The 22,189-nt window shown below is 51.0% G+C and carries 22 protein-coding genes and 2 pseudogenes; 14 read left to right on the top strand and 10 right to left on the bottom strand.

The genetic code is table 11. The features are described from left to right. The first annotated feature begins 3 nt into the window (after window positions 1-3). Window positions 4-177: a hypothetical protein gene (locus tag KDW_RS31790; RefSeq protein ID WP_162005280.1), complete on the top strand. Its 174-nt coding sequence runs from the start codon at window positions 4-6 to the stop codon at window positions 175-177. A gap of 71 nt (window positions 178-248) precedes the next feature. Here the strand turns inward: KDW_RS31790 and KDW_RS16035 are convergent, their stop codons facing one another. Continuing rightward, a complete protein-coding gene (locus tag KDW_RS16035; protein WP_233097717.1) occupies window positions 249-602 on the bottom strand; it encodes a VOC family protein in 354 nt (117 codons plus the stop codon). A 330-nt stretch (window positions 603-932) separates the two neighbouring features. On the opposite strand from KDW_RS16035, the gene KDW_RS16030 reads away from it, so the two are divergent. From KDW_RS16030 to KDW_RS16020, 3 genes are all read left to right on the top strand, one after another. Beyond that, window positions 933-1,394: an SRPBCC domain-containing protein gene (locus tag KDW_RS16030; protein ID WP_151756885.1), complete on the top strand. Its 462-nt coding sequence runs from the start codon at window positions 933-935 to the stop codon at window positions 1,392-1,394. An 88-nt stretch (window positions 1,395-1,482) separates the two neighbouring features. Beyond that, on the top strand, window positions 1,483-1,890 hold the full coding sequence (locus KDW_RS16025; protein WP_151756884.1) for an ArsR/SmtB family transcription factor: 408 nt from the start codon (window positions 1,483-1,485) through the stop codon (window positions 1,888-1,890). Further along, a complete protein-coding gene (locus KDW_RS16020) occupies window positions 1,871-2,335 on the top strand; it encodes an SRPBCC family protein (protein ID WP_233097716.1) in 465 nt (154 codons plus the stop codon). The genes KDW_RS16025 and KDW_RS16020 overlap by 20 nt, the downstream gene beginning before the upstream one ends. Before the next feature lie 223 nt (window positions 2,336-2,558). Here the strand turns inward: KDW_RS16020 and KDW_RS16010 are convergent, their stop codons facing one another. Then, window positions 2,559-3,017, bottom strand: a complete 459-nt coding sequence (locus tag KDW_RS16010; RefSeq protein ID WP_151757385.1) for a carboxymuconolactone decarboxylase family protein — start codon at window positions 3,015-3,017, stop codon at window positions 2,559-2,561. Between the two features lie 326 nt (window positions 3,018-3,343). Here KDW_RS16010 and tnpA point away from each other — a divergent pair, with 326 nt between their 5' ends. The 3 genes and pseudogenes from tnpA (at window position 3,344) to KDW_RS15995 (ending at window position 5,283) form a co-directional block, all read left to right on the top strand. Further along, complete coding sequence (gene tnpA / locus KDW_RS16005) at window positions 3,344-3,736, top strand: IS200/IS605 family transposase (protein WP_233097714.1); 393 nt, start codon at window positions 3,344-3,346, stop codon at window positions 3,734-3,736. Window positions 3,737-3,769: 33 nt separating this feature from the next. Continuing rightward, a pseudogene (locus tag KDW_RS36515) lies at window positions 3,770-4,182 on the top strand (RNA-guided endonuclease TnpB family protein); the annotation flags it as partial. Between the two features lie 93 nt (window positions 4,183-4,275). Next, window positions 4,276-5,283 (top strand): zinc ribbon domain-containing protein, encoded by a 1,008-nt coding sequence (locus tag KDW_RS15995; protein ID WP_151756881.1) that lies wholly within the window; start codon window positions 4,276-4,278, stop codon window positions 5,281-5,283. Between the two features lie 329 nt (window positions 5,284-5,612). Here KDW_RS15995 and KDW_RS15990 read toward each other — a convergent pair whose 3' ends face one another. Then, complete coding sequence (locus KDW_RS15990) at window positions 5,613-6,527, bottom strand: peptidoglycan-binding domain-containing protein (protein WP_170296547.1); 915 nt, start codon at window positions 6,525-6,527, stop codon at window positions 5,613-5,615. A gap of 511 nt (window positions 6,528-7,038) precedes the next feature. On the opposite strand from KDW_RS15990, the gene KDW_RS15985 reads away from it, so the two are divergent. Further along, window positions 7,039-9,123, top strand: a complete 2,085-nt coding sequence (locus KDW_RS15985) for an amylo-alpha-1,6-glucosidase (RefSeq protein WP_151756879.1) — start codon at window positions 7,039-7,041, stop codon at window positions 9,121-9,123. Window positions 9,124-9,155: 32 nt separating this feature from the next. Here KDW_RS15985 and KDW_RS15980 read toward each other — a convergent pair whose 3' ends face one another. Next, window positions 9,156-10,316 carry a PP2C family protein-serine/threonine phosphatase gene (locus KDW_RS15980; RefSeq protein WP_151756878.1) on the bottom strand — a complete coding sequence of 387 codons (1,161 nt, stop codon included), beginning with the start codon at window positions 10,314-10,316 and terminating at the stop codon, window positions 9,156-9,158. A gap of 282 nt (window positions 10,317-10,598) precedes the next feature. On the opposite strand from KDW_RS15980, the gene KDW_RS15975 reads away from it, so the two are divergent. Further along, complete coding sequence (locus KDW_RS15975; protein ID WP_151756877.1) at window positions 10,599-10,958, top strand: STAS domain-containing protein; 360 nt, start codon at window positions 10,599-10,601, stop codon at window positions 10,956-10,958. Between the two features lie 212 nt (window positions 10,959-11,170). Beyond that, complete coding sequence (locus KDW_RS15965) at window positions 11,171-11,617, top strand: ATP-binding protein (RefSeq protein ID WP_151756875.1); 447 nt, start codon at window positions 11,171-11,173, stop codon at window positions 11,615-11,617. A 302-nt stretch (window positions 11,618-11,919) separates the two neighbouring features. Here KDW_RS15965 and KDW_RS15960 read toward each other — a convergent pair whose 3' ends face one another. Together KDW_RS15960 and KDW_RS15955 are read right to left on the bottom strand one after the other, a co-directional pair. After that, complete coding sequence (locus KDW_RS15960) at window positions 11,920-12,534, bottom strand: dihydrofolate reductase family protein (RefSeq protein ID WP_151756874.1); 615 nt, start codon at window positions 12,532-12,534, stop codon at window positions 11,920-11,922. 229 nt (window positions 12,535-12,763) lie between these two features. Further along, entirely contained in the window at window positions 12,764-13,372 is a 609-nt protein-coding gene (locus KDW_RS15955) for a Type 1 glutamine amidotransferase-like domain-containing protein (RefSeq protein ID WP_233097713.1), read from the bottom strand. 482 nt (window positions 13,373-13,854) lie between these two features. On the opposite strand from KDW_RS15955, the gene KDW_RS15950 reads away from it, so the two are divergent. Beyond that, on the top strand, window positions 13,855-15,438 hold the full coding sequence (locus tag KDW_RS15950) for an ISL3 family transposase (RefSeq protein ID WP_162005113.1): 1,584 nt from the start codon (window positions 13,855-13,857) through the stop codon (window positions 15,436-15,438). Window positions 15,439-15,493: 55 nt separating this feature from the next. Here the strand turns inward: KDW_RS15950 and KDW_RS15945 are convergent. Beyond that, window positions 15,494-16,704 (bottom strand): annotated as a pseudogene (locus KDW_RS15945) (IS256 family transposase). A 189-nt stretch (window positions 16,705-16,893) separates the two neighbouring features. Between KDW_RS15945 and KDW_RS15940 the strand changes: the two are divergent. The 3 genes from KDW_RS15940 to KDW_RS15930 all read left to right on the top strand — a co-directional run bounded on the left by KDW_RS15940 (window position 16,894) and on the right by KDW_RS15930 (window position 18,723). After that, window positions 16,894-17,169 carry a hypothetical protein gene (locus KDW_RS15940; RefSeq protein WP_198925283.1) on the top strand — a complete coding sequence of 92 codons (276 nt, stop codon included), beginning with the start codon at window positions 16,894-16,896 and terminating at the stop codon, window positions 17,167-17,169. 106 nt (window positions 17,170-17,275) lie between these two features. After that, on the top strand, window positions 17,276-18,169 hold the full coding sequence (locus tag KDW_RS15935; protein WP_151756873.1) for a class I SAM-dependent methyltransferase: 894 nt from the start codon (window positions 17,276-17,278) through the stop codon (window positions 18,167-18,169). Window positions 18,170-18,255: 86 nt separating this feature from the next. Continuing rightward, window positions 18,256-18,723, top strand: coding sequence for a hypothetical protein (locus KDW_RS15930; protein WP_151756872.1), 468 nt, complete (start codon window positions 18,256-18,258; stop codon window positions 18,721-18,723). A gap of 258 nt (window positions 18,724-18,981) precedes the next feature. On the opposite strand, the gene KDW_RS15925 is transcribed toward KDW_RS15930, so the two are convergent. The 3 genes from KDW_RS15925 to KDW_RS15915 form a co-directional block, all read right to left on the bottom strand. After that, entirely contained in the window at window positions 18,982-20,394 is a 1,413-nt protein-coding gene (locus tag KDW_RS15925) for a tetratricopeptide repeat protein (RefSeq protein WP_151756871.1), read from the bottom strand. 156 nt (window positions 20,395-20,550) lie between these two features. Next, window positions 20,551-21,741, bottom strand: coding sequence for a DEAD/DEAH box helicase (locus KDW_RS15920; protein ID WP_162005279.1), 1,191 nt, complete (start codon window positions 21,739-21,741; stop codon window positions 20,551-20,553). A 24-nt stretch (window positions 21,742-21,765) separates the two neighbouring features. Beyond that, window positions 21,766-22,173: a hypothetical protein gene (locus KDW_RS15915; RefSeq protein WP_151756869.1), complete on the bottom strand. Its 408-nt coding sequence runs from the start codon at window positions 22,171-22,173 to the stop codon at window positions 21,766-21,768. Window positions 22,174-22,189 lie beyond the last annotated feature (16 nt).

The raw sequence follows: 22,189 nt of genomic DNA, 5'->3' as shown, positions 1-22,189 counted from the left end.
ATAGTGAAGATTTTAGATGCATTTCTGGACACATTGTATCTGAATGTAAATCAGACCAATGCTAGTTACAAAGTGATCAAGAAAAAGCTTCCTGATGGGCTCAAGCTTAAATTACAACAATTAAAAGATCAGGCGCAAGAGGAAAGCGAAGACTTTTCTTTCAGTCTATCCGGATAGACTGAAAGAAAAGTCTTCGCGATCTGCCCATAAAACGAGGATGACAAACGAGTGCAACAGGACAACTTCGTTTATCCCTCTGACTTTGATTTAATGGACTGATTGATCTCCCAGACGTTGCCTTCTGGATCGGCGAAGTACGCTGTGCGCAGCCCCCAGGACTGGTCAGTGGGAGGTCGGAGAAACGTGACTCCTCTGGCTTTGAGCTGCTCGTATGTGGCGTCAACATCATCAACACCCGCGGCCAGAAATCCACGAGGCCCGCCCTCGATCTTTAGATCAAGTGCCTCCTCACTGATCATGTGTGCGGCAGCTGAGATCTCCATCAGGAGAAAATACTGGTTTTCCATATGAAAGCCAGTAGAATGGTCATTGCTATCTTGTACCTGAAGTCCCAGCGTGTCTTGATAAAACGTTGTACACACCTGGCCAGATCTTGTACGAATAATACTGCTGCCTCGACCCTATGAAACATTATTTCCACCTCTTCTTTCTGTGTCGAGTCATCACGGAGTCCATGCTACACATCTCTCCACGCGTTCAGGCATACGGCATCTGTGCTCGACAAGTAGCACTATACCAGAGAAGGAGAGACAAAACTTCTTCAATCTTGCTCTTATTTTTGATATCCCAGAAAAAAGCAACTTAAAGGTTGCATATCGCCGGCTTTTCTGGTACACTCCATGATAGGCAACCTGATAGTTGCCTATATATAAAAAGATATGCGCATTTTGCGTCACCTGAGAGGAGCTTCTATGATCCTTTCTGATCGTATCGAACGAACCATGCTGTTGCCTGTCCCACGTCAGCGTGCCTGGGATGCCGTCACCAAACCAGAACAGCTTGCCCGTTGGTTTGGGGTGGTGAGTGCTATGGATTTTCGCGTCGGCGGTGCCATTCAATTTACCTGGGAAAATGAACCATGCCCCTATCCTGGCGTGATCGAGGTTATCGAGCCAATACAGCGCTTTGCCTTTCGCTGGCCTTCCTATGCTCTTGGTCATCCCAAACTCACATTTGCCACCGTACCCGGTACGTTGGTGGAAATTACCCTGGAAGAACGCGCCGAAGGGACCCTCTTGACGCTGGTTGAGTCGGGATTTGCTTCCCTGCCTCAGCCTATTCCAACAGAGGAAGCCAAACGCGTCAACCAGGTTGGCTGGCAAGAGTGCCTGAACGGGTTGCATGCTTACCTCCAAAGCCAGGCAGTCGTGTAGTGCCTGCACGGTCCTGGGCCCGTTTGTATTGCTTGTTAGCGGTGATACGAAAGAGCATCTCGCCGAAGTCAGAAAGGAGAAACAGGTGATGACTGATGAACAGACGCAGCGAGTCTTTCTGGCGCTCGCTGATCCCACGCGTCGTCTGTTGCTGCAACACCTGTGCGAAGAAGGCTCAGGAACAGCAGCGGGCTTCGCCGCCCATTTGCCCATCACACGTCAAGCCATCATCAAACATCTGGTGACCTTAGAACAGGCCGGTCTCGTAACGGCCCGCGAGATAGGCCGGGAGCGGCGGTATATGCCACGGCCAGAGGCATTGCAGGCCGCCACAACCTGGATTGGGGCCATTGAAGCACAATGGGATCAGCGTCTGGCTGCCCTGCGGAGCTATTTGCTTGATGAGTCGAGCACACCATCTACCACGGAAGAAGAGCATACGAGCATGACTGAACCTCAGGAAAGGATTGATGAACATGACCCAAACCATGGATAAGCACAGTTTCACCACAACCCTTTTGGTCGACCAGACTCCCAGAGAAGTCTTCAATGCCATCACCAATGTTCGCACATGGTGGACGGGGGGAGACATTGAAGGCAGCACGGACAAACTTAATGATGAGTTTATCTATCAGGTCAAAGACATCGATTATAGCAAAATGAAAGTCATAGACATTATTCCTGACCAGAAAGTCGTCTGGCTTGTCACGGATTCCTCTCTTCATTTTGTGAAAGACAAAAGCGAGTGGACGGGCACTAAAGTTCGTTTTGACATCTCGCAACAGGGCAATAAAACGCAACTCATCTTCACTCACGAGGGTTTAGTTCCCGCCGTTGAGTGTTATGATGTCTGTTCATCTGGATGGACCCGCCATGTGCAGGGCAGTTTATTGCCTTTGATCACCACGGGGGAAAGGGCATCTCAACCAGAAAGAACGTGAGACAATGACTGATATGGACCTGAAACGACGAAGAATACTTCTTCCCAAACATTTCTGAATGCATCTGCTCCCACGTATCGCAGCGGGGGCACGATGCGGCGTCTTTTTTCGTCACGGCAAAAGTGGCTTCGCTCCCTTTCCCCTCTCGCAGTTCCTCGGGCCTGGTTCACTCTCAGGAGTAAACCAGACCCGGGCTGCGATGAGGGGAAGGGGCCCGGGGTCTTTACCAGGTCTGGCGGACCGCCACCTGTCTGACGGTAGCGTTGAGGCGGTTGAACAGGTTGGTGGTGGCGATCATAACGATGATGGCGGACAGGCCCTTTTCGTCGAAGTGTCTGGCAGCCTCATCCCAGATCGAGTCAGGGACTGGATCGGCCCGGTCGGCGAGCCTGGTGGCGGCCTCAGTGAGCGCAAGAGCAGCACGCTCGGCGTCAGTGAAATAGGGAGCCTCCCTCCAGGCCGCCACGGCGAAGAGGCGCTCGTCGGTCTCGCCTGCCTTCTTCGCGCTGCGTGCTCCGGAATCAACACAGAAACTACAGCCATTAATCTGGCTCGCGCGCAAATGGACAAGCTCAAGTAGAGACGGTGGCAAGCCGCCTTGTTTCGTGGCCTTTATCAGGGCTTGTACACCAGTTTTGACGTCGGGAAGGATCATTGCTGGATTGGTCATTCGTGCTTGCATCATTATTCTCCATTGGTGTCTTTACTGAAGAGAAGCTCCAGCTTCATTTTAAAGGGTCTAACGTATTTCTCTGTACGTTGAAGGCCTCTCTCAGAGGCTCGTATAGAAGACGAGAGAACACGGACAGATGTGACACCACTCCATTTGCTCTCGGTCCTTACAACACGCTGACTACATTTCTATCTTTCTGACATAAGCGTAACCCGCCGCAAGCCGCTGTGGTTTGAACCCAGGCGGATAGGCGGGTTTCTCGTGGGCTTTAGCCCTCGCTTGTTGCAATATCGTCTTTTCTCCTGTATACTGCAACAATGGAAAAGACGAGTACATTGCAGTATCAGCGTGACGAGCACCGCGTCCATCTTATTGTGTATCATCTCATCTGGTGTCCTCGTCGTCGCAAAGCCATTCTTACGGGTCCCATCAAAGAACGGTGTCAACAGATACTCGAAGAGAAATATCTGGAAAAAGGGTGGAGTATTCTCACCCTGGCGATTCAACCTGACCATATTCATCTTTTTATCCGCGTCTGGCCTTCTGAAAGTACCGCTGATGTGGTGAAAGAACTTAAGGGCATCACGTCCTTTCATTTACGAAGGGAGTTCGCCCCTATCATGAAGAAAATGCCTTCGACCTGGACCCGTTCCTATTTTGCCAGCACGGCTGGTGCAGTGAGTGCTGAGACCATTCAACACTATATCAATGCGCAAAAAGGAATCTAGCGGGGAGGAAGGAGGGAGGGAGGGAGTCATCGCATGGCAAAGGCAACGAAAACCATCACACAAGCAATGCAGTATCCATCCCGGTATGCTGCCTGGTTTACGACCACCCAGGCATTGTTCAACACAGTGGCTTCCTTCTACTTTGAGGTCATCACAGCTCACGAGCAGGTGCTGTTGCTTTCCTCACACAAAGCCTTGCATGCCCTTGAGACATTGACCCATGCGACGGAAGAAAACCCCGATCCGGTGATGCCGCTCGATGTCATTGCTCCTCAGGTTCCTGCCCTCTTTCGCCGTGCCGCTATTCACGCGGCTCTTGGCTCCGCCCATGCCTTTGAGACGAGCTTGCAGAAGTGGCGTGCGCGCAAAGAGAAAGCGGCCCTCAAAAAGAAGCGTTTCACCGAGCACCCCCGGTTCCCCCGCGGACCTGGAATCGGTCGCCGACGTTCTACAAGGGCCAGTGGAAAGGGCGCACTGCGTCCTCCATTCTTCTCAAGCTCTGGACAGGGGCGAGGTGGATCTGGGTCAACGTTCGGCTCTTGAGCCGTGACCTGCCCGATGGCTATGAGCCGGGGAGTCCGTCGCTGGTTCGCCATGGCTCACATTGGCGGTTGCATACCCCGGTCGAAAAGACCTTCACCAGTCCGGGGAAGGTGGCTGTGCAACTGGCTCATGCCCAGACACGCATCTGTGCCATTGATCTCAATCTCGACCATCATCTGGCGGTCTGTACCATCCAAACAGCCGACGGCTCGACCGTTGCCACCACCTTTCTCAGTGGCGGCAAACGCGTAAATGGCCGTAGGAAGTGGCTGCTTGGTCGGATCGCCCGCAACCGTCGTAAGACGGGTATCCTGGCCGAAAACGAACCCGATAATGTGGCATTATGGGAGAAAATCCGTCATGTGGATGAGCAGGTGGCACACCTGATCAGTGCGCGCATTGTCCACTTTGCTCGTCAGCATCAGGCGAGTGTGCTGGTATTTGAACATCTGGGCAAGCTGAAGCCGCAAAAAGGCCGCTACAGTCGCCGAGGGAACAGCAAACGAGCCTTCTGGATGAAGGGGCGTATATTCACCAATGCCAAATATAAAGCGTGGAACGAGGGCATGATCACGAGTCGGGTGAACCCGCGCAACACGAGCCGCGAATGCGCCCGTTGTCATGGCCTGATTGTACGTTACCATGCCAAGCAGGGGCCCGAGCCAGAAGGCTACACCCCTGGGGCACCATTGGCCTGGTGTCCTGCGTGTGGCATGAAGGGCCATGCCGATCGCAATGCGAGCGTGGTCATTGGTCAGCGCTTGCGTACACGTGCTCACCATCAGGAAAAGCCTCGCGCTCCTCTCCTGGGTCCAGGAGAGAGGGATGAGAAATCATCAGGTGTTGTTCGTTCCCAAGATGCCAACAGCGAAGGTGGCCCATCACGCCGCCGAGCACGAAGGCATGGAACGGGCAAGGGGTATGGCACCACCCATGAGGATCACGCCAGGATGGTGGCGCCCTCAGCTATTCCTCGCCCATTACCTCTGTTCAGTGAGTCATAGCAACGCTATCTATCTCGAACAGTGGCGTACGCAGGAGTGGAAGAAGCCGCCGCCCCTTCAGGGCGTGCGGAGTGTCACATGTGCACGAATTGAACCTGATGGAAACAAGCAAATATCATCATCAGATCATTCGAGCATAGCATTGAGGAGGCAGGAAAGAGATAGTGGTGGAGAGATGAGCCTTTCCATCGAAAGTGGGCAGGAACCTGAGATGAGGTAAAAAAAATCGGGGAAGGGGCTCTCCTGAAGACCTTCTAGCTCACATTGCCTTGTCAGGAGATACCTTCCCCGGTCATGCGGTCCTTTAAACTGTGCCTGGACCCTACGGTTTAGTAATAGGTGATATCCCAGTGGGAACCTTCATCGGCGTAACGGTTTCCAGAGACGTCGTCATACATTGGTGCGCCATCGCCGCGTAGCCCTTTGTAGGTGAAGTGGTTGTGGATATAGTTCGTCACACAGGTCGTATGTGAAACATCTACTTTATAACCGTTCCAGTGGGAATAGGTGCCACTGGCGTGTCCTGTTTCAGTGCCGCCAGTAATGGTGATCGCGCACCCGCTCGCGTTCTTGAACGCAATAACCCCATCAATTGTACCTCGTCGGATCTGGTCAAGTGAGGTACAAGTTGAATTATTGCGGTCAGTACAACCGCCCGAGGATGTAACGCTGATGCCCGCATTGCTAAGCATGCTCGCGGCCTGACTCTGCGTGAGTTTGTCTCCGTTGCTCCCACCGCTTCCGCTGCCACCAACCAGCTGACTCCAGGTGTCGAGTCCCGCAATGCCATCGGCGCTCAAGCCCTTGCTGCTCTGAAAGCTCTTCACCGCCGATTCGGTTGCCGGACCGAAAGAGCCATCAGCCGTCAGGCTAGAGCCATGTGCGTTCAACTGGCGTTGCAAGGCTGTGACTGCATTTCCGTTACTACCATTCTGAGTCGTCACAATCAGCTTTTCCCAGCTTTGTGCACCCACAATGCCATCCGCCGATAAGCCATTGTTGCTCTGGAAGCTCTTCACGACGGAGGCTGTACCTGAGCCAAACTGTCCATCGACAGTCAGGCTATATCCACGCTGTACAAGCATATACTGAATAGAGCGAACATTCTCCCCGCTCGAACCAGACTGATAGGTTGGCCAGGTTCGCGCGGCGTGCACCGTTTGAACGACACCAAGCAGCGCTATCACGATGGCTGCAACAAATAGAGGAGAAACACGCAAAAAGAGGGATAGAGGTTTTCGCATTTCCTTGCTCTCTTTCTCTACACAAATAGACGGGGGTACATCCATGTATCTTCGTATCCTGTATGCCTCCCCAGGCACGTACAGGACATAAAAAAGGGAGTCGCGAGGCATTAGGAATGGTCAGCGACACCCATGCTCGGGAGAGCGTTGATATCCGCTATCAACATAGTATAATCAACTTTGTTGCTAAAAATCAAGTTTATGACATAAAACGCACTCATCTATATATTGGATTTTCACTGTCAACAAGGTTATATGATCAGGCGTGTTAACATGGAAAACTCAGATCCATATTCTGCTCACAAAGATCCTGGGCGATGAGAATAATCCAATTCAATCTGCCTGGTCATACAGCATACAGCAGGTATACAGACTTAACGCTAACAATCTTTATCTGGATCTTTGCTTGATCTCTTTATGGAAGGGATCTGACATATTTTTTTCGTAATTCGGTATGTTTCTCTTTCTGCTAATAGAGCCGGGTATTGATCTGATAAGGAGTAATACTACCATGAAGAGCAACCAGATCCATATTCTCGATGGCAACACATTTGTTGTCAGTGACTCCTGTGGAAATATCCAGGCCTCTCCGCATGAACCAACAGGACTCTTTTCGTACGACACACGTTTTTTATCTCGCTGGTTACTAACTATTGATGGTGCCCCTCTCAGTGTATTATCGATCGATGATCTCGACTATTTTGCAGTCCAATTCTTTCTCGTTCCTGGACCTGAGGTTTCATATGTAGATACAACACTTTCTATTTTAAGAAAACGTGTAATAAGCCAGGGCTTTCGCGAAGAACTTACACTGCTTAACCACCAAAACATTTCAATTCATCTCAATATACGCATTGATGCTGCTGCAGACTTTGCAGATGTTTTTGAAGTCAAATACGCATTAGAGAAAAAAGGTCAGATGTATCAAAGGGTCAATACCAGGCGCAATAAATTAGTGCTCGGTTATCAACGAGAACACTATATACGTGAGACCTTGATTACCGCAACACATAATCCCAAATTTGATCAACAGGGTCTAACATTCTCAGCTCATATCTTACCCCATAATGAATGGAAAACAACCATTAGTGTTAAGATTTCGCCCGCAATTCTCTTACAAAATCTAGCTCCCGCTGTAGTCAAGCCATCCAGCAATCTCCTCCATCCCGGCTTGATCAGCGGCCTGAATCAGTGGAAAAAGAATGCCCCACGCCTCTCATGTGAATGGAAATGGCTCGAACGCATCTATCAACGTAGCCTGATAGATCTGGCTGCGCTTCGTTTCTATCCCCCATTGTTTCCTGGAAAAAGTTTGCCGGCTGCAGGTCTTCCCTGGTTTATGAGCATCTTTGGTCGCGATAGCATTATTACTAGTATTCAAGCCTTGCCATTTGTACCTGAACTTGCTGAAACGACCCTGCTCGCGCTGGCATTATGGCAGGGTTCCACACTGGATCCTTTTCGCGATGAAGAGCCAGGTAAAATCATGCATGAACTTCGCTATGGTGAATTAACAACGTTTAAAGAGTATCCCCAATCTCCCTATTTTGGGTCCGCTGATTCAACACCTCTCTTCTTGATCCTGCTTGACGAGTATGAGCGCTGGAGCGGTAATGGGGATCTTGTACGAAAACTAGAAAAAGAGGCGAGGGAAGCAATAGATTGGATCAGGTTGTATGGAGATCGCAATGGAGATGGCTATATTGAATATGAACGTGCGAACAAAGAAACTGGCCTGGAAAATCAGGGTTGGAAGGATTCATGGAATGCCATCCTCTATTCTGACGGGACACTCTCGAGCTTGCCGCGCACAGTTTGTGAAATTCAAGGTTATGTGTATGATGCCAAAATCCGCTGTGCCCGCCTGGCAAGAGAGTTCTGGTATGATCCTATTCTGGCCCAACAATTGGAGCAGGAGGCGGCTATTCTCAAGCAACGTTTCAATCAAGATTTCTGGATACCAGAACGAAAATTCTTCGCTCTTGCCCTTGATGGTGAAGGCCATAAGGTAGACTCACTTACCTCCAATATCGGACATCTGCTTTGGAGCGGCATCCTTGATAAGGAGAAGGCTCATTACTGTGTGCAACATTTATTAAGTGAATTGCTATTCTCAGGCTGGGGAATACGTACTATGGCCACGTCCGAAGGTGGTTATAATCCACTTGGTTACCATGTGGGTACAGTCTGGCCTCATGATACGTCAATTATTTGCTGGGGGCTCTGGAAGTATGGATACCGCGAAGAGGCGGCTCGCCTGGCGGTGGGTATGCTCGAAGCTGCATCTTATTTCAAAGGACGCTTACCTGAAGCGTTTGCGGGTTATCCACGTACCACAACAAAATATCCAGTTGAGTATCCTACAGCTTGCAGCCCCCAGGCCTGGGCCACTGGCACTCCACTATTGATGATACGAGTCTTGCTTGGCTTAGAACCCATCGGAGACCGACTATTTGTTGACCCGGCCGTTCCTCTCACTTTCGGACGCCTGGATATTTATGATATACCCGGGCGATGGGGACTGGCTGACGCTTTTAGCCGCGGCAAACTAGCGATTCCTACAGAAGATGATTTACAACGTGAACCCCTCTTGTAAACGGTGAGTTCTTCATCCTCGGGAAACAACATTCAATTAGCAATTCTTTTGAGAATAACTACTGTTTGATCATCAGATTGCGGATAGCCGTGTGCGAATTGATGAACAGCCTTGAACAACTCGACACCAATCTGGTTAGCTGGCCGGTCCGCTAGCATTTCTACTGTTTTGAGCAATCGCTCGTAGCCAAACATCTCACCATTGGCATTGAAGCATTCATTGAGCCCATCGGTTCCAGCAACGAACACGTCATTAGGGGACAACCGAATATGCTGATTCTCATAAAAACTGGTTGGAATAATACCCAGTCCAGTTTCCTCGGCTTCCAGCAATACAGCCGGTCCACCATCAGGACAATGAATAACCGGAGAATGGCCAGCATTCACATAAATAAGCTGTTCTGTCTGGGGATCGTAGCAACCCGTAAACATGGTCACAAACATCCCTACTTTTGTGAAGTCATCATAGAGATCTTCGTTCAGACTAACCATGATCGCTTTCGGATCTGCCAGAGGAAAAGCACGCATGGTTGTATGAAGGATAGTATGGATTGCTGTTGCCAGAAACGCTGCTGACAGCCCTTTGCCACTCACATCCCCAATAGTGAAGATAAAAGGATGCGTAGTAGACGAGAGAAAATCATAGAAATCTCCTCCCACCTGTTCTGCTGGATGTGAATATGCATAGATATCCAGACTATTGACCAGGGGCAGTTTCTCTGGAAGGAGTTGAAGCTGAATCCTTGCGGCTTTCTCAAACTGGGCCTGACGTTGCAGTTCAAGATGTTTACGCGTCGTAATATCAATATGGGCCACTACAGCTCCTCGGTGTTGTGGAAGAGGGGTCACTTGCATCAGATACCAACGCTGTTCTGTTGGCGAAAAACAGGGATACTCTAAGGAAAATAATGGTACTTTTCCACTTAAAATAGATTCAATGCCCGCAGCCGCTTCTGAAGCCAGCTCCACAGAGGCTCCCCGCGCTTCTCTACAAATCTGAAGATAATTTATTCCTACACGAGTACGGCTCAGTTGAGCTGATGAACAAGCTGCTCGTGCCATACGATTCCATGCTTCATTGACGGCCAGAATTGTTCCGTCTGTATCAACAACTGCCATGGTGATCTCAAGCGAATCTAAGATCTCTTGAGCCAAAAAGGCTTTGTTTGGTTGTCTGATTGTTGCCTGTTTCATAATTGCCTCCTGCAAACATACTACACTCGAGTTGCAACAGATTATTTACTTTTTACTCTACAATATAACATTTGACATCTTTAATTTTGCAAATTAACATAAATAAATGATATACTCAAAAATGATGGATGAATTATTTATTAAATTCATCCGAGAAGCTATTGGGCAGCAAAATTATGCCGCCGCGAGTGATCTACCAATTGATGACATCGTCGATTAGTATCTGTTCCATTTCCAAGGCCTGACTGAAAGTAAAACACAAAGAGAAAAAAGGAGCTCACAGTGGATATTACAAATGAGCTGATAAATGATGTCACGGTACTCAAACTCGGTGGTCGCTTTGATGCTTATGCAGCACCTGCTGTCGAAAAATTCTTACAAAAGACAATGGGGGATGGTCGACCACGCAATCTTATCGTCAATCTTGCTCAGGTCAACTTTGTCGATTCGACTGCGCTTGCGACTCTAGTCATTGGCATGAAACACTATCGACAACAACAGGGTGAGCTATTACTCTGCCACTTACAGCAAACAGTGCGTATAATCTTTGAATTGACGCGCCTCGATAGCATTTTTGCGATCTACGCCACTCAAGAAGAGGCGCTTGAACGTGCTCAACAATCATTATCAGAAAAAAATTAAGGCTACTATGTCTTACAAAGACATTTATGACCCTCTCCAGCATATGCTAAAGACACATAGCGCCGTTATCGAAACGCTTGCAGAGACATGGCTCGCGCTTGGTGTGCTCTGGAGCGGTAAAGGCCTGGGCGCCGCTCTGTTTATAACCAGTTTACCGCAGGTGCCAGTCAACTTGATGAACAGACGCTCTTCATTGTGAAAGGGATACAACAATGAGCAGCCAATCAGAGCTCAACAATACCATCTGGCTGGATTTTCCAGCCTCATTAAAATATCTTAATGTCCTGGGCAGTTGTATCACAGCACTCCTGACACATGTGAAACGTCTCCCTGACCCGGAGACAACTGCCTACAATATCCAACTGGCCGTCCATGAAATCTATACGAATTGCGCATTGCATGCCTATGGGAACAAGCCAGAGGCCGGGCGTATCTCAATTTCCCTGCTGATTGATCCTGATGAACGCTTTCTGAAAATCAATCTCATAGACACTGGTATCCCTTTTAATGAAAGGCTGGCGGTAGATCCCGACCTCAATGAGATTCACATTCATGGCTATGGACTCTTTATTGCCCGGCAACTACTCGATACAGTGTCCTATCAACGACTGGACAATAAGAACTCCTGGCTGTTGATCAAGTATTTCTTATCAGCGTAGCATCTTTTGTATGGCTTGTACGCTTCACCACCATGCACGTGCCATTGGCAATACCAACTGTACTGAGGTAGCAAAAGTTGTATCATTCTCCTGCGATAAGCAAAAAGTCATATAATAAGATTATATAAAAGCAAAAAGAGTATCCGACGCTTGGCCAACATCTCACAGCTCGAAAAAGCGACGTGGGAAATCGGCACAGGCTCACAACCTCGAATTGCTGTTCACCAATCTGCCGATTCCCCCCCGGTCGCGCGTGATACGCGGTCGAAGCAAGTGTGAGTTTGGGAATGCTCCTCGCGACCTCAGGGATGTCTGCTTCCTGACACCGTGTTGGTTGTAATCGCGCCGGCACGCTCGTAATTCACGATAATGATGCCATTTGGGGAGACTTTGCTATCCGTTACCTTGAACGCCGCTGGAATGGGGCCATCAACAAACAACCGTTTTCCACTGCCCAACGTCAGTGGGTAGATCTTGAGCCAGAACTCATCGACCAAATCATGCTTCATGAGCGTCTGAACGAGATTTGCACTTCCGTAAACGTGTAAATCCGGCCCTTCCTGCTGCTTGAGCTGGCTGATTTTTTCCACAATGTCTCCGCCTAAAAACACGGAGGGCTGCCATTCGCTAGAAGTCCTGGTATTCGAGGTGACGTATTTGGTTGCCGTGCTGGCGCCCGGCCATATGTCGACATGCTTCGGCCAGTAGGGTTCCCAAATTTCAAAGGTTTTGCGCCCTAACAACAGATCAAACGGCATACTCATCTGCTTCTTCATGACGGTTCCAAGAACATCGTCGGAATATGGAACTTGCCACCCGCCATACGCGAAGCCACCACTGGTATCTTCATCTGGCCCGCCTCCGGCTTGTATGACACCATCAAGTGTCATGAATTCGAGTACAATAACTTTTCTCATTCCTCCGTTCCTCCCACATCTGGCAACATTTGGTGCTGATCACGTGTGTTCATCAGTGTTTTCTTTCTTTGAAAAAACCTACCATTTGTTCGTGACAAATCTAGCTTGACGGGCAGCGGTAGAGGCAGCATTGAAAAATCCGAAACTTAGGGCGTAAACCGTTTCCAATGGCCTTCGGAGACCACTTCGACTGCTCCGTCGATCACTTTGATGGCGGTCTGATCGTCAATCAAGTATGACGGTACCGGCATGCCGGCGGCCCATCTTTCTGCGTTGGCCATGGAATTGTCCGGCATAGAGGGGTGATCCAGGTGCGGAAACATCGCAAAATCAACCAGTCCCAGCGTTTTATCGCCACCGGTGGGCGGCTTCCAGCGGACGAAGTCCTCCCGATGCTGGGGGCCATCACCATGCTCCCGGCGCTCAGTCCCACATAGACCATCTCGCGCCCAAGCTCCGGCAAGAGATCGGCCAGTCCTGATTGCTGCATCCAGTAGCAGAGATACAGGGGATCGCCGCCTTCCACCAGCAGGGCGTCCGTCTCCTGGACCAGCGTGAGCCAACGCTCTTTATCGATACTGGGCAACGCGGTGAGCTCCAGCACGCCCAGCGTCTGCCACCCCATGTTGCACATGGAGATGTATCCATCAGGGAATGGAGCGCTGTTGGTCTCTCCGCGGATCAGCCGGGCGAGCATGGTCGGACCATTGATGTTGGCGTGCAGCGCGGTGGGAATATACAGGGCGCTGGACTCGGCGATCGGTTTGCCCAGCAGATCAACCAGGGCATTACAAATGCTGTCGTTGCTGATGCCACCAGAGGTGAGCAGAAATTTCATGATGCCTCTCCTTGACGATTGAATAGGAGCCGAAAGGCTCCGGCAGTCCCTCTCCTTGACGATTGAATAGGAGCCGAAAGGCTCCGGCAGTCCCTCTCTTTGAGACTGAAGCAGAACGACCTCAGAACGTAACGAGTGCGTTTCTCCCAACGTGAGTCGTATGCTCTCCTGGACGTATTGCGCACAAAGGTCTTCCGCTGCTTAATTGCATGCAACACATTCTACCGTCTGACAAAGCAAAAAACTTCTCCTATCTTGCTCAAATCCTCGGCCCGACTCTTGCCTGGGAAAAAGGGGACACATCATTTTGTCTATCCAGATGCCACGATTCTTGTGATATGGCCGATAGCAGATCAGACAAGAGTCTGTCAAGTACTTTGGCTCTTCCGCACTTTCCGTGCTGATTTTGCAACCCATCTTCGTAGAAAAAGAAGAAGAGAAATATTTTCGATTCCAACAAATCATGTGTGAGGTGCTTCTTCTTGCATACGCTTCCATTCTTGTTATCCGGTTTTGAGATCCAGCAGATTTCCAGTGATGAAACGATCCTGAAGATCACTGCTTTTGCGACCAGCCCAACTGCAGTTTGCCCATCTTGTCAGCAGATCTCATATCGGGTCCATAGTTATTACACACGTTCACCACAAGACTTACCGATCAGTGGTTGCATCGCTCAGCTCGCCTTACAGGTACGTCGTTTTCGTTGCCAGAATCAGCAGTGTCAACGACAAACCTTTGCGGAACGGTTGTCAGCCCTTCCCGTCTCGGCTCGGCAAACGGCCCGATTAGGAACGATTCTGGACGCGATCGCAGTGGTTCTCAGTGGGCAAGCGGGGTCACGCCTGACCGATCAATTAGCCATGCCAGTCAGCGCAGACACGCTTCTGCGACGAGCGAAAAAAGCTGCAACTCCATCTCGACCTACCCCAAGAGTCCTGGGGGTAGATGATTTTGCCTTTCGGCGAGGACGAACCTATGGCACGCTTCTCTTAGATTTAGAGAGTCACCAGCCAGTCGATCTCCTAGAGGATCGGCGGGCAGAAACGCTTGCTGAATGGTTGAGACACCATCCCGGTGTCGAAATCATTAGCCGTGATCGTTCTACTGAGTACCTACGTGGGGCGACGGAAGGCGCTCCTCAGGCGCAACAAATCATCGATCGGTGGCATGTTCTCAAAAATCTTCGTGAAGCTGTCGAGCGCTTTCTTAACCGTATTCACTCCCAACTTAAGGCGTTGGCAGACAACCCAGAAAAGCCTGTTTTACGCCAAAAACGAACGAGCACTGAGAAAATGCTCGCCGACGGATCACGATTGCGACGTCACGCTCTCTATGAGCAAGTTGTTGAACACTACAAACAGGGTGGAAGTATTCTGGGCACCGCTAAGCAATTCAAGATCAGCCGACAAACGGTCCGAAAATTTGTGCAAGCTCCCACATTTCCCGAACGAGCAAGAGCCACCCGCACCACAAGCGCCCTCGACCCCTACCGGACCTATCTGCAACAACGCTGGCAACAAGGGTGTCACACCGTCAGTCAATTATGGCAGGAAGCACAAACACGTGAATTTTCCGGGAGTCGGATGATGATCTATCGTTGGGTTCAGCTTCAAGAAGAGGCAGCCTCTGCTGCTACCAGCCAGTCCTCAACCCAGGCGAAGCCATCACCGAATCTGCCAGCTCCTCGCCATCTCGCCTGGCTGCTCATTCGTGATTTGGAACGCTTAGATGAAGAAGAGCGACAGACGCTCACCTTCATTCGCCATGACCCGTCGATCACTCTTGCCTATGAATTAGTCCAGCAGTTTGTCACGATGATGAAGGAACGAAGCGCCCAACAATTGGATACATGGCTTTTGACCTGTCTTACCAGTGGGATCAGTGAGTTGGAAAATTTCGCTCAAGGGTTGCAAAAGGAAACCTCTGCTCTTCAGGCGGCGCTGACCCTCCCGTATAGTAATGGACCAGTCGAAGGAAAAATCAATAAACTGAAGTATATTAAGCGTTCCATGTATGGCCGAGGGGGCTTCTCATTACTGCGCCAACGTGTTTTGAAAGCAACATAGTAGAGAGTAGCACGGAAAGTGAGGAAGAGTCAGTACTTTGTGTATGTCATTTCATTTAGTGAGGAAATCTCTCCCCAAATTCAATCGCAAAACAATTTAATGCAGGTATCCAATTACGGATCGGCATGGTCCACTTCTTGGCAATGTTGTGCATAGCTAGATAGACCACTTTGTAGACGGCCTCATCTGAGGGAAAAATGCGGTGATTGCGCGTGACTTTGCGTAACGACATGTTCACTGACTCGATCGCATTGGTGGTGTAGATCACCTTGCGAATGTCCTCGGAAAGGCAAACAGCGGGACGACATGACTCCAGTTGGTTCTCCACATTTTGCTGATGCTTGCGTACTGCCGATCCCATTTCTCGGCAAAGAGATCCAGGTAGACCTGCGCTTCACTTTCCGTGGCAGCTGAGTAGATCAATTTCAAGTCTGCCGCGACCTCCTTGCGATGTTTGTAGGACACATATTTGAGTGAATTACGCACCATATGAACCATGCAGAGCTGGACTCGTGCGTGAGGATAGAGTGTTTCAATCGCTTCGGGTAAGCCGGTCAAACCATCGACACAGGCGATGAAAATGTCTTTAAGTCCCCGGTTCTGCAGTTCGGTGAAGACTGACAACCAGAATTTGGCTCCTTCATTGTGACCCAGCCACATTCCCAGTAACTCTTTTTGTCCGTGCATATCCACGCCCAAAGCCAGGTAGAGGGCTCGATTGATGATCCGCTGATTTTCGCGCACTTTGACGACCAGGCAATCCACATAGATAATGGGATAGAGGGTCTCTAAGGGTCGATGCTGCCATTGACGAACCTCGTCCAGGACGGCTTCCGTCACATTGGAAATGAACGTGGGTGAGACCTCAACCCCATAGAGTTCCTGGATCTGCGCTTGAATGTCGCGTGTGGTCATGCCACGAGCATACAAGGCCAGGATCTTCTCGTCAAAGCCTTCCAGTCGTGTTTCGTGCTTGGGGATCAAGAGTGGTTCGAAGCTGGCATGCCGATCGCGGGGGACGACGATATCAATCTCTCCCTGTGAGCCCTTGAGCGTCTTGCGGCTGCTGCCATTGCGGACATTGCCAGTCGTTTCATCACGTTTCCCATGTTTGGGATAGCCCAGGTGCACGTCCATCTCCGCTTGCAAACACCGTTCCACGAGGGCGCCTGTCAGCTGCTTGAGGAAACCGCCTTCGGCCAACAATTGGGTAGGATCGGTACATTCTTTGAGTAATTCGTCAATCAATTCAGGTCGAATGCTCATATGCTTGCCTCCGTCTTCCATCTTCTTCTTCATCATTCACTCCTTATTGTAGGATCACTTACACAAAGTATTGTACACCCTCCACTATTAAAAAACGCACCTACATATTTTCACATGGACAATATGTAGATAGGACATCATTTTGTCATTTTCTATATAGAGTTATAGTACATATCAGGAGGAAATAGCATGCCGCAGCATCCCAGCGACGTTGTTCGCTTACTTGAGCTTATTGATGCGGAATACACGGCCGCCAGGCGTGGCTTGTCGGGGACGGCGTCGGGCGTCTCACAGCATCAGTTTATTACCAGCAAAATGGAGCGGATGGAACTGCTTCATCAGGAATTGCGCACCCATGTCGGCGAGCAGGCCATGGTGCTAATTACGCAAACCATAGATGCTTCTCAAAGTAATACCACGAATAGCCCTGATCACCAGGGAGAGGAACCACCCAAGCTCTTGTGAGTCATGCCATCGGATAACAGTGGTCACTCGTACCATCGCACAACACTCGATCTTATTCACACTATTTTCAGGAGCCTGGCTGGCTCACGAGTAAAGGAGCACACAAATGGGTCTCTTTTCGTTCTTGCGCAGGAAAAAATCGGCAGGGAGCACCTGTCCTGATCATCTGTTCACCCGTCCGGTCGCATTTATCCGAGGGCGCAGGCATCGCGTTGATGTTCCTTATGCGTTACCGAAGGATGAGCGTGAGGAGGAACGCATTAATTTTCAGCACTATACCCTCCACAAATTATTGGGAGGACACTATCACGCGCCCATTGATCCTACGGTGCAAAGGATCCTGGATGTTGGCACGGGAACGGGCAAATGGGCTCATGACATCGCACGCCACTTTCCTCAGGCGCAGGTGTATGGCCTGGACCTTGAACAGCCGCAATCAATGGGGCTGCAGCCTCCTGAGAACTATCACTTCGTGCAGGGCAATGTCATGCACCCTCTCCCGTTTCCCGACAACCATTTCGATTTTGCCCATCAACGCCTCCTCGTCAGTGCGATCCCATCGACCCTGTGGCCTGCCGTGCTACAAGAAATTGTTCGTGTCACCAAACCAGGAGGCTACATTGAGCTTGCCGAAGCGGGAAATGGCTATCAGCATGTTGGTGCCTGTACCCAGACATTCCTGCAATGGGGACAAGCAGCCAGTGCCAGGAAAGGCATCGACCTGACACTGATGAAATATCTGGGAGATCTGCTGGCCAGCGTTGGTTTAGGGCATATCCACACCAAAACCTTTCAGCTCCCTGTCGGCGCCTGGGGCGGCAAGGAAGGGAACTTATACGCGAAAGATATGTATGCTGCCTTCCAGAGCCTCAAAAACTTTTATTGTCTGGTCGGTGGGGTTGGTCCTGCCAGCTTTGACGCGACCCTGGAGGCGCTCCCACAGGAATGGGAAGCCTGCCATACCACCCATGAGTTTTATATTGCCTATGGGCAAAAATAATCCCTGCTGGCAGGGAGCATGTTTCTACAGGAAGCAGGAAGCAGACATCATGGCAGGAGAATGTATCGATCACTACGAGGAGAGCAATGGAAGAGAGAAAGAAAAAATCAACACTGGAACACCTGAGAATGCGCTATCCCATTGATATCCCAACGCTGGCACGACAAGCCGGGGTTGGGACCATCACGGTCTATCATGCGCTCCTGCATAAGCCGATTTATCGAGAGAGCGCGGAAAAGATTCTCGCCGCGCTCTCGCAGCATACGGGCCTGCCTTTGCCCTTTGATCAGGTGGATATCGTCACGTGGGATGACTACCTGTTTCTCTGGATTGTACGGGCAAGTCGCGAAACAAACCCTCACGATACAGAGGCGCATCTGCTCGATGAATATCAGTTTGTCTATGCCCGCGACAAGCACCATGCCGCCCTTCTCGCTGGACCATGGTTAGCCCAAAAATCACACCTCACTCATCATTCCTTCACACCGTGTCCAGAGGGATTTCTCATCGGCGATATTGCTATTCCTGGACATCTCACGAAAGGGACGCCGTGAGGAAAAACGGTTCCTGGATGGTTTTGAGGCACATCCATTGCAGCCACGACCATCTGGAAGGTCCTCTCTGGCGTTGCGCTCCCACGGGTTGTCACACACACCGGCGCCAGGGCAATGCGGTTCCACAGAAGAGCGATCATTGTTCTCTGCGAGCAATCTTATGATGTACATGTGTAGCAAGGACTGTTGATCGAGCTCTTTGTCATGCCTCGCCCATCACTTTGTCGCCTGCTTCCCCTCCTCCTCAGCTTTTCTGGATCAAACGACAAGAGCAAGGATGTGCTGTTGCGCACCTCCTTGCCGAATGGCAAGGAGGGAAACGTCCTCCCAGGGCAGAAATCTATGCGAAACGTGAACTCTTGACGGGTGAGCTATCCATAGCTGCTGACGACGCCCCTGTGTGCTCAAGGCTGCCGGCAGAACTGCTCCGTGCGTGGTAGCAGCAGTCTTCACCAGGGCTTGTAACTTCGGCACATCCTCTAATGCTTCGTTATTCACCTGCGTTTGCAGCAATCCTGCCGCAATAATGGCTGCATCATGCTCATCTGGTTGGGTGTTTTCCACCTGTTTAGTTTCAGGATTCACTCTCATCTGACTCTCCCAGGGGGCATGGTTCACCTGATAAAGAAAGGTTGTCACGTCAGCGGTGAAGGGGAACGATTCCGTCCAACAGGTTGCATGGCTCCAGAGCACCTGTCCTGGGTGATGCTGGCGAAGCGAGACCAGGGTTGGACCGTCCAACAGGCTCAGGTCATAAGCGGCGATCAGGCCTGGCTCTGTGTGCCCCTCATCGCTCCAATACACCAGCGGAACGTGAAGTTTCAATGCCAGGGCCTGGGCAAGAATAGTGCTGCCACGCTCAGGCAAAGCAAAGATGCGTGGGACGGAAATATCCATTTCCTTCAAGGCAGCTACCAGGCGAAGGATGCCCTCCAGGCAAAGATCTCGTGTATCCTGCACAAAAGCATAGCGTCCATTCATGCCCTCATCAAAGCCATACGGCGAGAGATGGAGTAAAAAGGCACCCGTTAAGACATAATGCCAGCCACGTAGATCCTGCTGGTCCAGTGAGGAAACGTCTTTGATCGCATCTGCGCGGGCCAACATGCTCGCAATACGACCCGCCAGTTCCTCTCGGTGCTCATATGACCCTTGCTGGAGTGATGCAAGGAGGTTGCGTGGAGTTTCCAGATCACGGCTCATGATCGCGTTAAAGGCCAGCAGATAACGGCTCAGATAATTATGCTGTACGACCTCAGGGCGAGCCTGGAGGAGACGGCAGGCCTCTGCGTTCATGCCCATAGTCTCCAGGGCGCTTACCAGCTCGTTGAGGACATCTGCTGAATCGGGATCCAGGGCATGTGCTCGGGCGAGTGCCGTTGCCGCCAGGTCAGGAAGCCCCTGCTCAAACAATTGATACCCTACATTATACAGAGCTTGCACATCTTCAGGGTGACGTACAACCGCATGCACAAATTTGGTGAACTCTTCTCCCGCCAGGATTGCGGAGATCTCAGCAAAAACGCTCCACGTCTCCACGAAGTCACTTCGCTCCCAGGTCTTTCCCGAATAGCTCAAAATCGGATGAAAAATCTGAAAAGCCTCCTGCGGATTCCCCTGTTCCAGCGCCTGTCGCGCCTGCTGTAACGCGGTCATATCATTATTATGCATCCATACTCTCACATAAAAATATTAAACGACTTCTCTCTATCAGAGATTATAAACGATGTCTTGCTGCAGAAAAAAATACTCCTCCCCGATACATACGCCTGGCACTACGTAAGCTGAGGTATCTCCAACATGGAAAAAGCGGACGGAGAGAAATACCTACGCATCCAGCATTTCTGCAGGGACACACTTCTTCTGACATGCCAGCTCCATCATCTGCGGTAAGAGGTGAGATGCGGGCTGCTGACGAATATACCTCATGTTTGCCACGATCAGGAGCTTGTGCCTGGCACGGGTCACCGCCACGTTGAGCAAACGCATGGCATCCGTTCCCCATCGATCGCTCATAAAGCGAGAGATCCTGATCCCCGGCGACTCCACGGTGTCGAAAACGAGCACATCGAACTCAAGACCCTGAAAAGCATGGACGGTGCCGACGCGCGCGTACGTTTCCAGTGCCGTTCCCCGGATCAACTCTTTTATAAAGTCTCGCTGAGCTGCATAAGGGGTCACGATCCCGATGCATTCCGGCCTCTTGCCGGGCATATCGGCCAAGACCCGCTCAGCCAGTTTGATCGCAACCTCAGCGTGATAAGGATTGTAACGCGACCTGCCGCTTTTTGGCTTGAGCGCCAGCGTCCGTTCAGTTCCTCCGGTATCGTAGAGCACCACTGCATGATCCGGCTCCGGTCCAAACGTTGGGCGCGGCGCAGCGGGATGGCGATTTTTGAGGAGTCCCTGGTACACTAGATCACGCACCAGGTCACAGATATCGCTGTGCATCCGGCTCTGATAGGGCAGGAGAACACAGTGATGCGTCCCAGATCCGGCCTGCTGCAGGGTATAGCCACCATGATAAAAGACGTCGCGTCCCAGCCAGCGCTGGACCAGGTCCTGATCCTGTTGCCAATGCGGAACGTTGGGATCTCTGATCTTGCACACGGGGGCAAGTTGCAATGGGTCACCGACAACAGTCACATGGTCTCGTGCACACTGGGCTGCAATCATCACGGCCGGAGGAGGGGCCATTGAACCCTCATCAATGATAACCACATCCCACTGCTGATTGAGCAGCGTCGGATTGAGATACAAACCGGTCAGGGTCGTCCCCACCACTTGCGCTGCTTCCAGCACAAAGCGTGCGACCTCTCGTTTGGCCTCCTCGACGTGCTGATCAAGATGTGCCAGTCCATCTTCGATCACATCTCGCGTGTGCCGAGCCTTGACCAACGCCTGCTCGAGCGCTGCAAGGTGCTCATGGCCTGCTTGAAGTTCACGTTCCAGTTCCTCCAGTTCCTGCGTCAGGGCGACCTTCGCTTGCAGATACGATGCCAGTTGAGTATCACGCATTCGAGTCCAGGTGGCCATCTCGGCCTAGAGCGTGTTGTGTCGTTTCTCTGCCCACTCAGCGTCCTGCGTGGCTTTGGCAACCCGCTTCTGGAGAGGGCCCATCTGGCCTTGCAGGGTACGCAGCGGCGCAGCAAGATCCTGGATACTGGCTTCCAGCGGCTGTTCCCATACGTCAGTCCAAAGCTGGACAAAAAAGCGGACAACAGGCGGGTACTCACGCAACTGTGCAAGCTTTTTCCAGGCGGACTCATAGCGTGGCCACTGCGTGTCATAGCACTGCTTCAACGGCTCAAGCTGCGCTTCCTCAGCCTGACACGTTGCTTTCGCGACCTTCAGGGCCTGGGTTGCCTCGGTATCGCGTTGTTGCAGCGACGAAAGTTGTGCCAGGATGGGGGTCAGGCGGCGTTGCTCTTCGGCTTCCAGACGTTCCAATTCCGTTTGGGCCCGT

The sequence above is a fragment of the Dictyobacter vulcani genome, assembly GCF_008974265.1.
Classification (GTDB): domain Bacteria; phylum Chloroflexota; class Ktedonobacteria; order Ktedonobacterales; family Ktedonobacteraceae; genus Dictyobacter; species Dictyobacter vulcani.
Note: the sequence above shows the minus strand (reverse complement) of the source record. Positions and strands in the feature narration are given on the sequence as shown.

Coding starts and splice junctions, on each gene's coding strand:
- KDW_RS16030 (WP_151756885.1), top strand. CDS start 933: ATGATCCTTTCTGATCGTATCGAACGAACCATGCTGTTGCCTGTCCCA.
- KDW_RS16025 (WP_151756884.1), top strand. CDS start 1,483: ATGACTGATGAACAGACGCAGCGAGTCTTTCTGGCGCTCGCTGATCCC.
- KDW_RS16020 (WP_233097716.1), top strand. CDS start 1,871: ATGACCCAAACCATGGATAAGCACAGTTTCACCACAACCCTTTTGGTC.
- KDW_RS16010 (WP_151757385.1), bottom strand. CDS start 3,017: ATGCAAGCACGAATGACCAATCCAGCAATGATCCTTCCCGACGTCAAA.
- KDW_RS15990 (WP_170296547.1), bottom strand. CDS start 6,527: ATGCGAAAACCTCTATCCCTCTTTTTGCGTGTTTCTCCTCTATTTGTT.
- KDW_RS15985 (WP_151756879.1), top strand. CDS start 7,039: ATGAAGAGCAACCAGATCCATATTCTCGATGGCAACACATTTGTTGTC.
- KDW_RS15980 (WP_151756878.1), bottom strand. CDS start 10,316: ATGAAACAGGCAACAATCAGACAACCAAACAAAGCCTTTTTGGCTCAA.
- KDW_RS15965 (WP_151756875.1), top strand. CDS start 11,171: ATGAGCAGCCAATCAGAGCTCAACAATACCATCTGGCTGGATTTTCCA.
- KDW_RS15960 (WP_151756874.1), bottom strand. CDS start 12,534: ATGAGAAAAGTTATTGTACTCGAATTCATGACACTTGATGGTGTCATA.
- KDW_RS15955 (WP_233097713.1), bottom strand. CDS start 13,372: ATGAAATTTCTGCTCACCTCTGGTGGCATCAGCAACGACAGCATTTGT.
- KDW_RS15940 (WP_198925283.1), top strand. CDS start 16,894: ATGCCGCAGCATCCCAGCGACGTTGTTCGCTTACTTGAGCTTATTGAT.
- KDW_RS15935 (WP_151756873.1), top strand. CDS start 17,276: ATGGGTCTCTTTTCGTTCTTGCGCAGGAAAAAATCGGCAGGGAGCACC.
- KDW_RS15930 (WP_151756872.1), top strand. CDS start 18,256: ATGGAAGAGAGAAAGAAAAAATCAACACTGGAACACCTGAGAATGCGC.
- KDW_RS15925 (WP_151756871.1), bottom strand. CDS start 20,394: ATGCATAATAATGATATGACCGCGTTACAGCAGGCGCGACAGGCGCTG.
- KDW_RS15920 (WP_162005279.1), bottom strand. CDS start 21,741: ATGCGTGATACTCAACTGGCATCGTATCTGCAAGCGAAGGTCGCCCTG.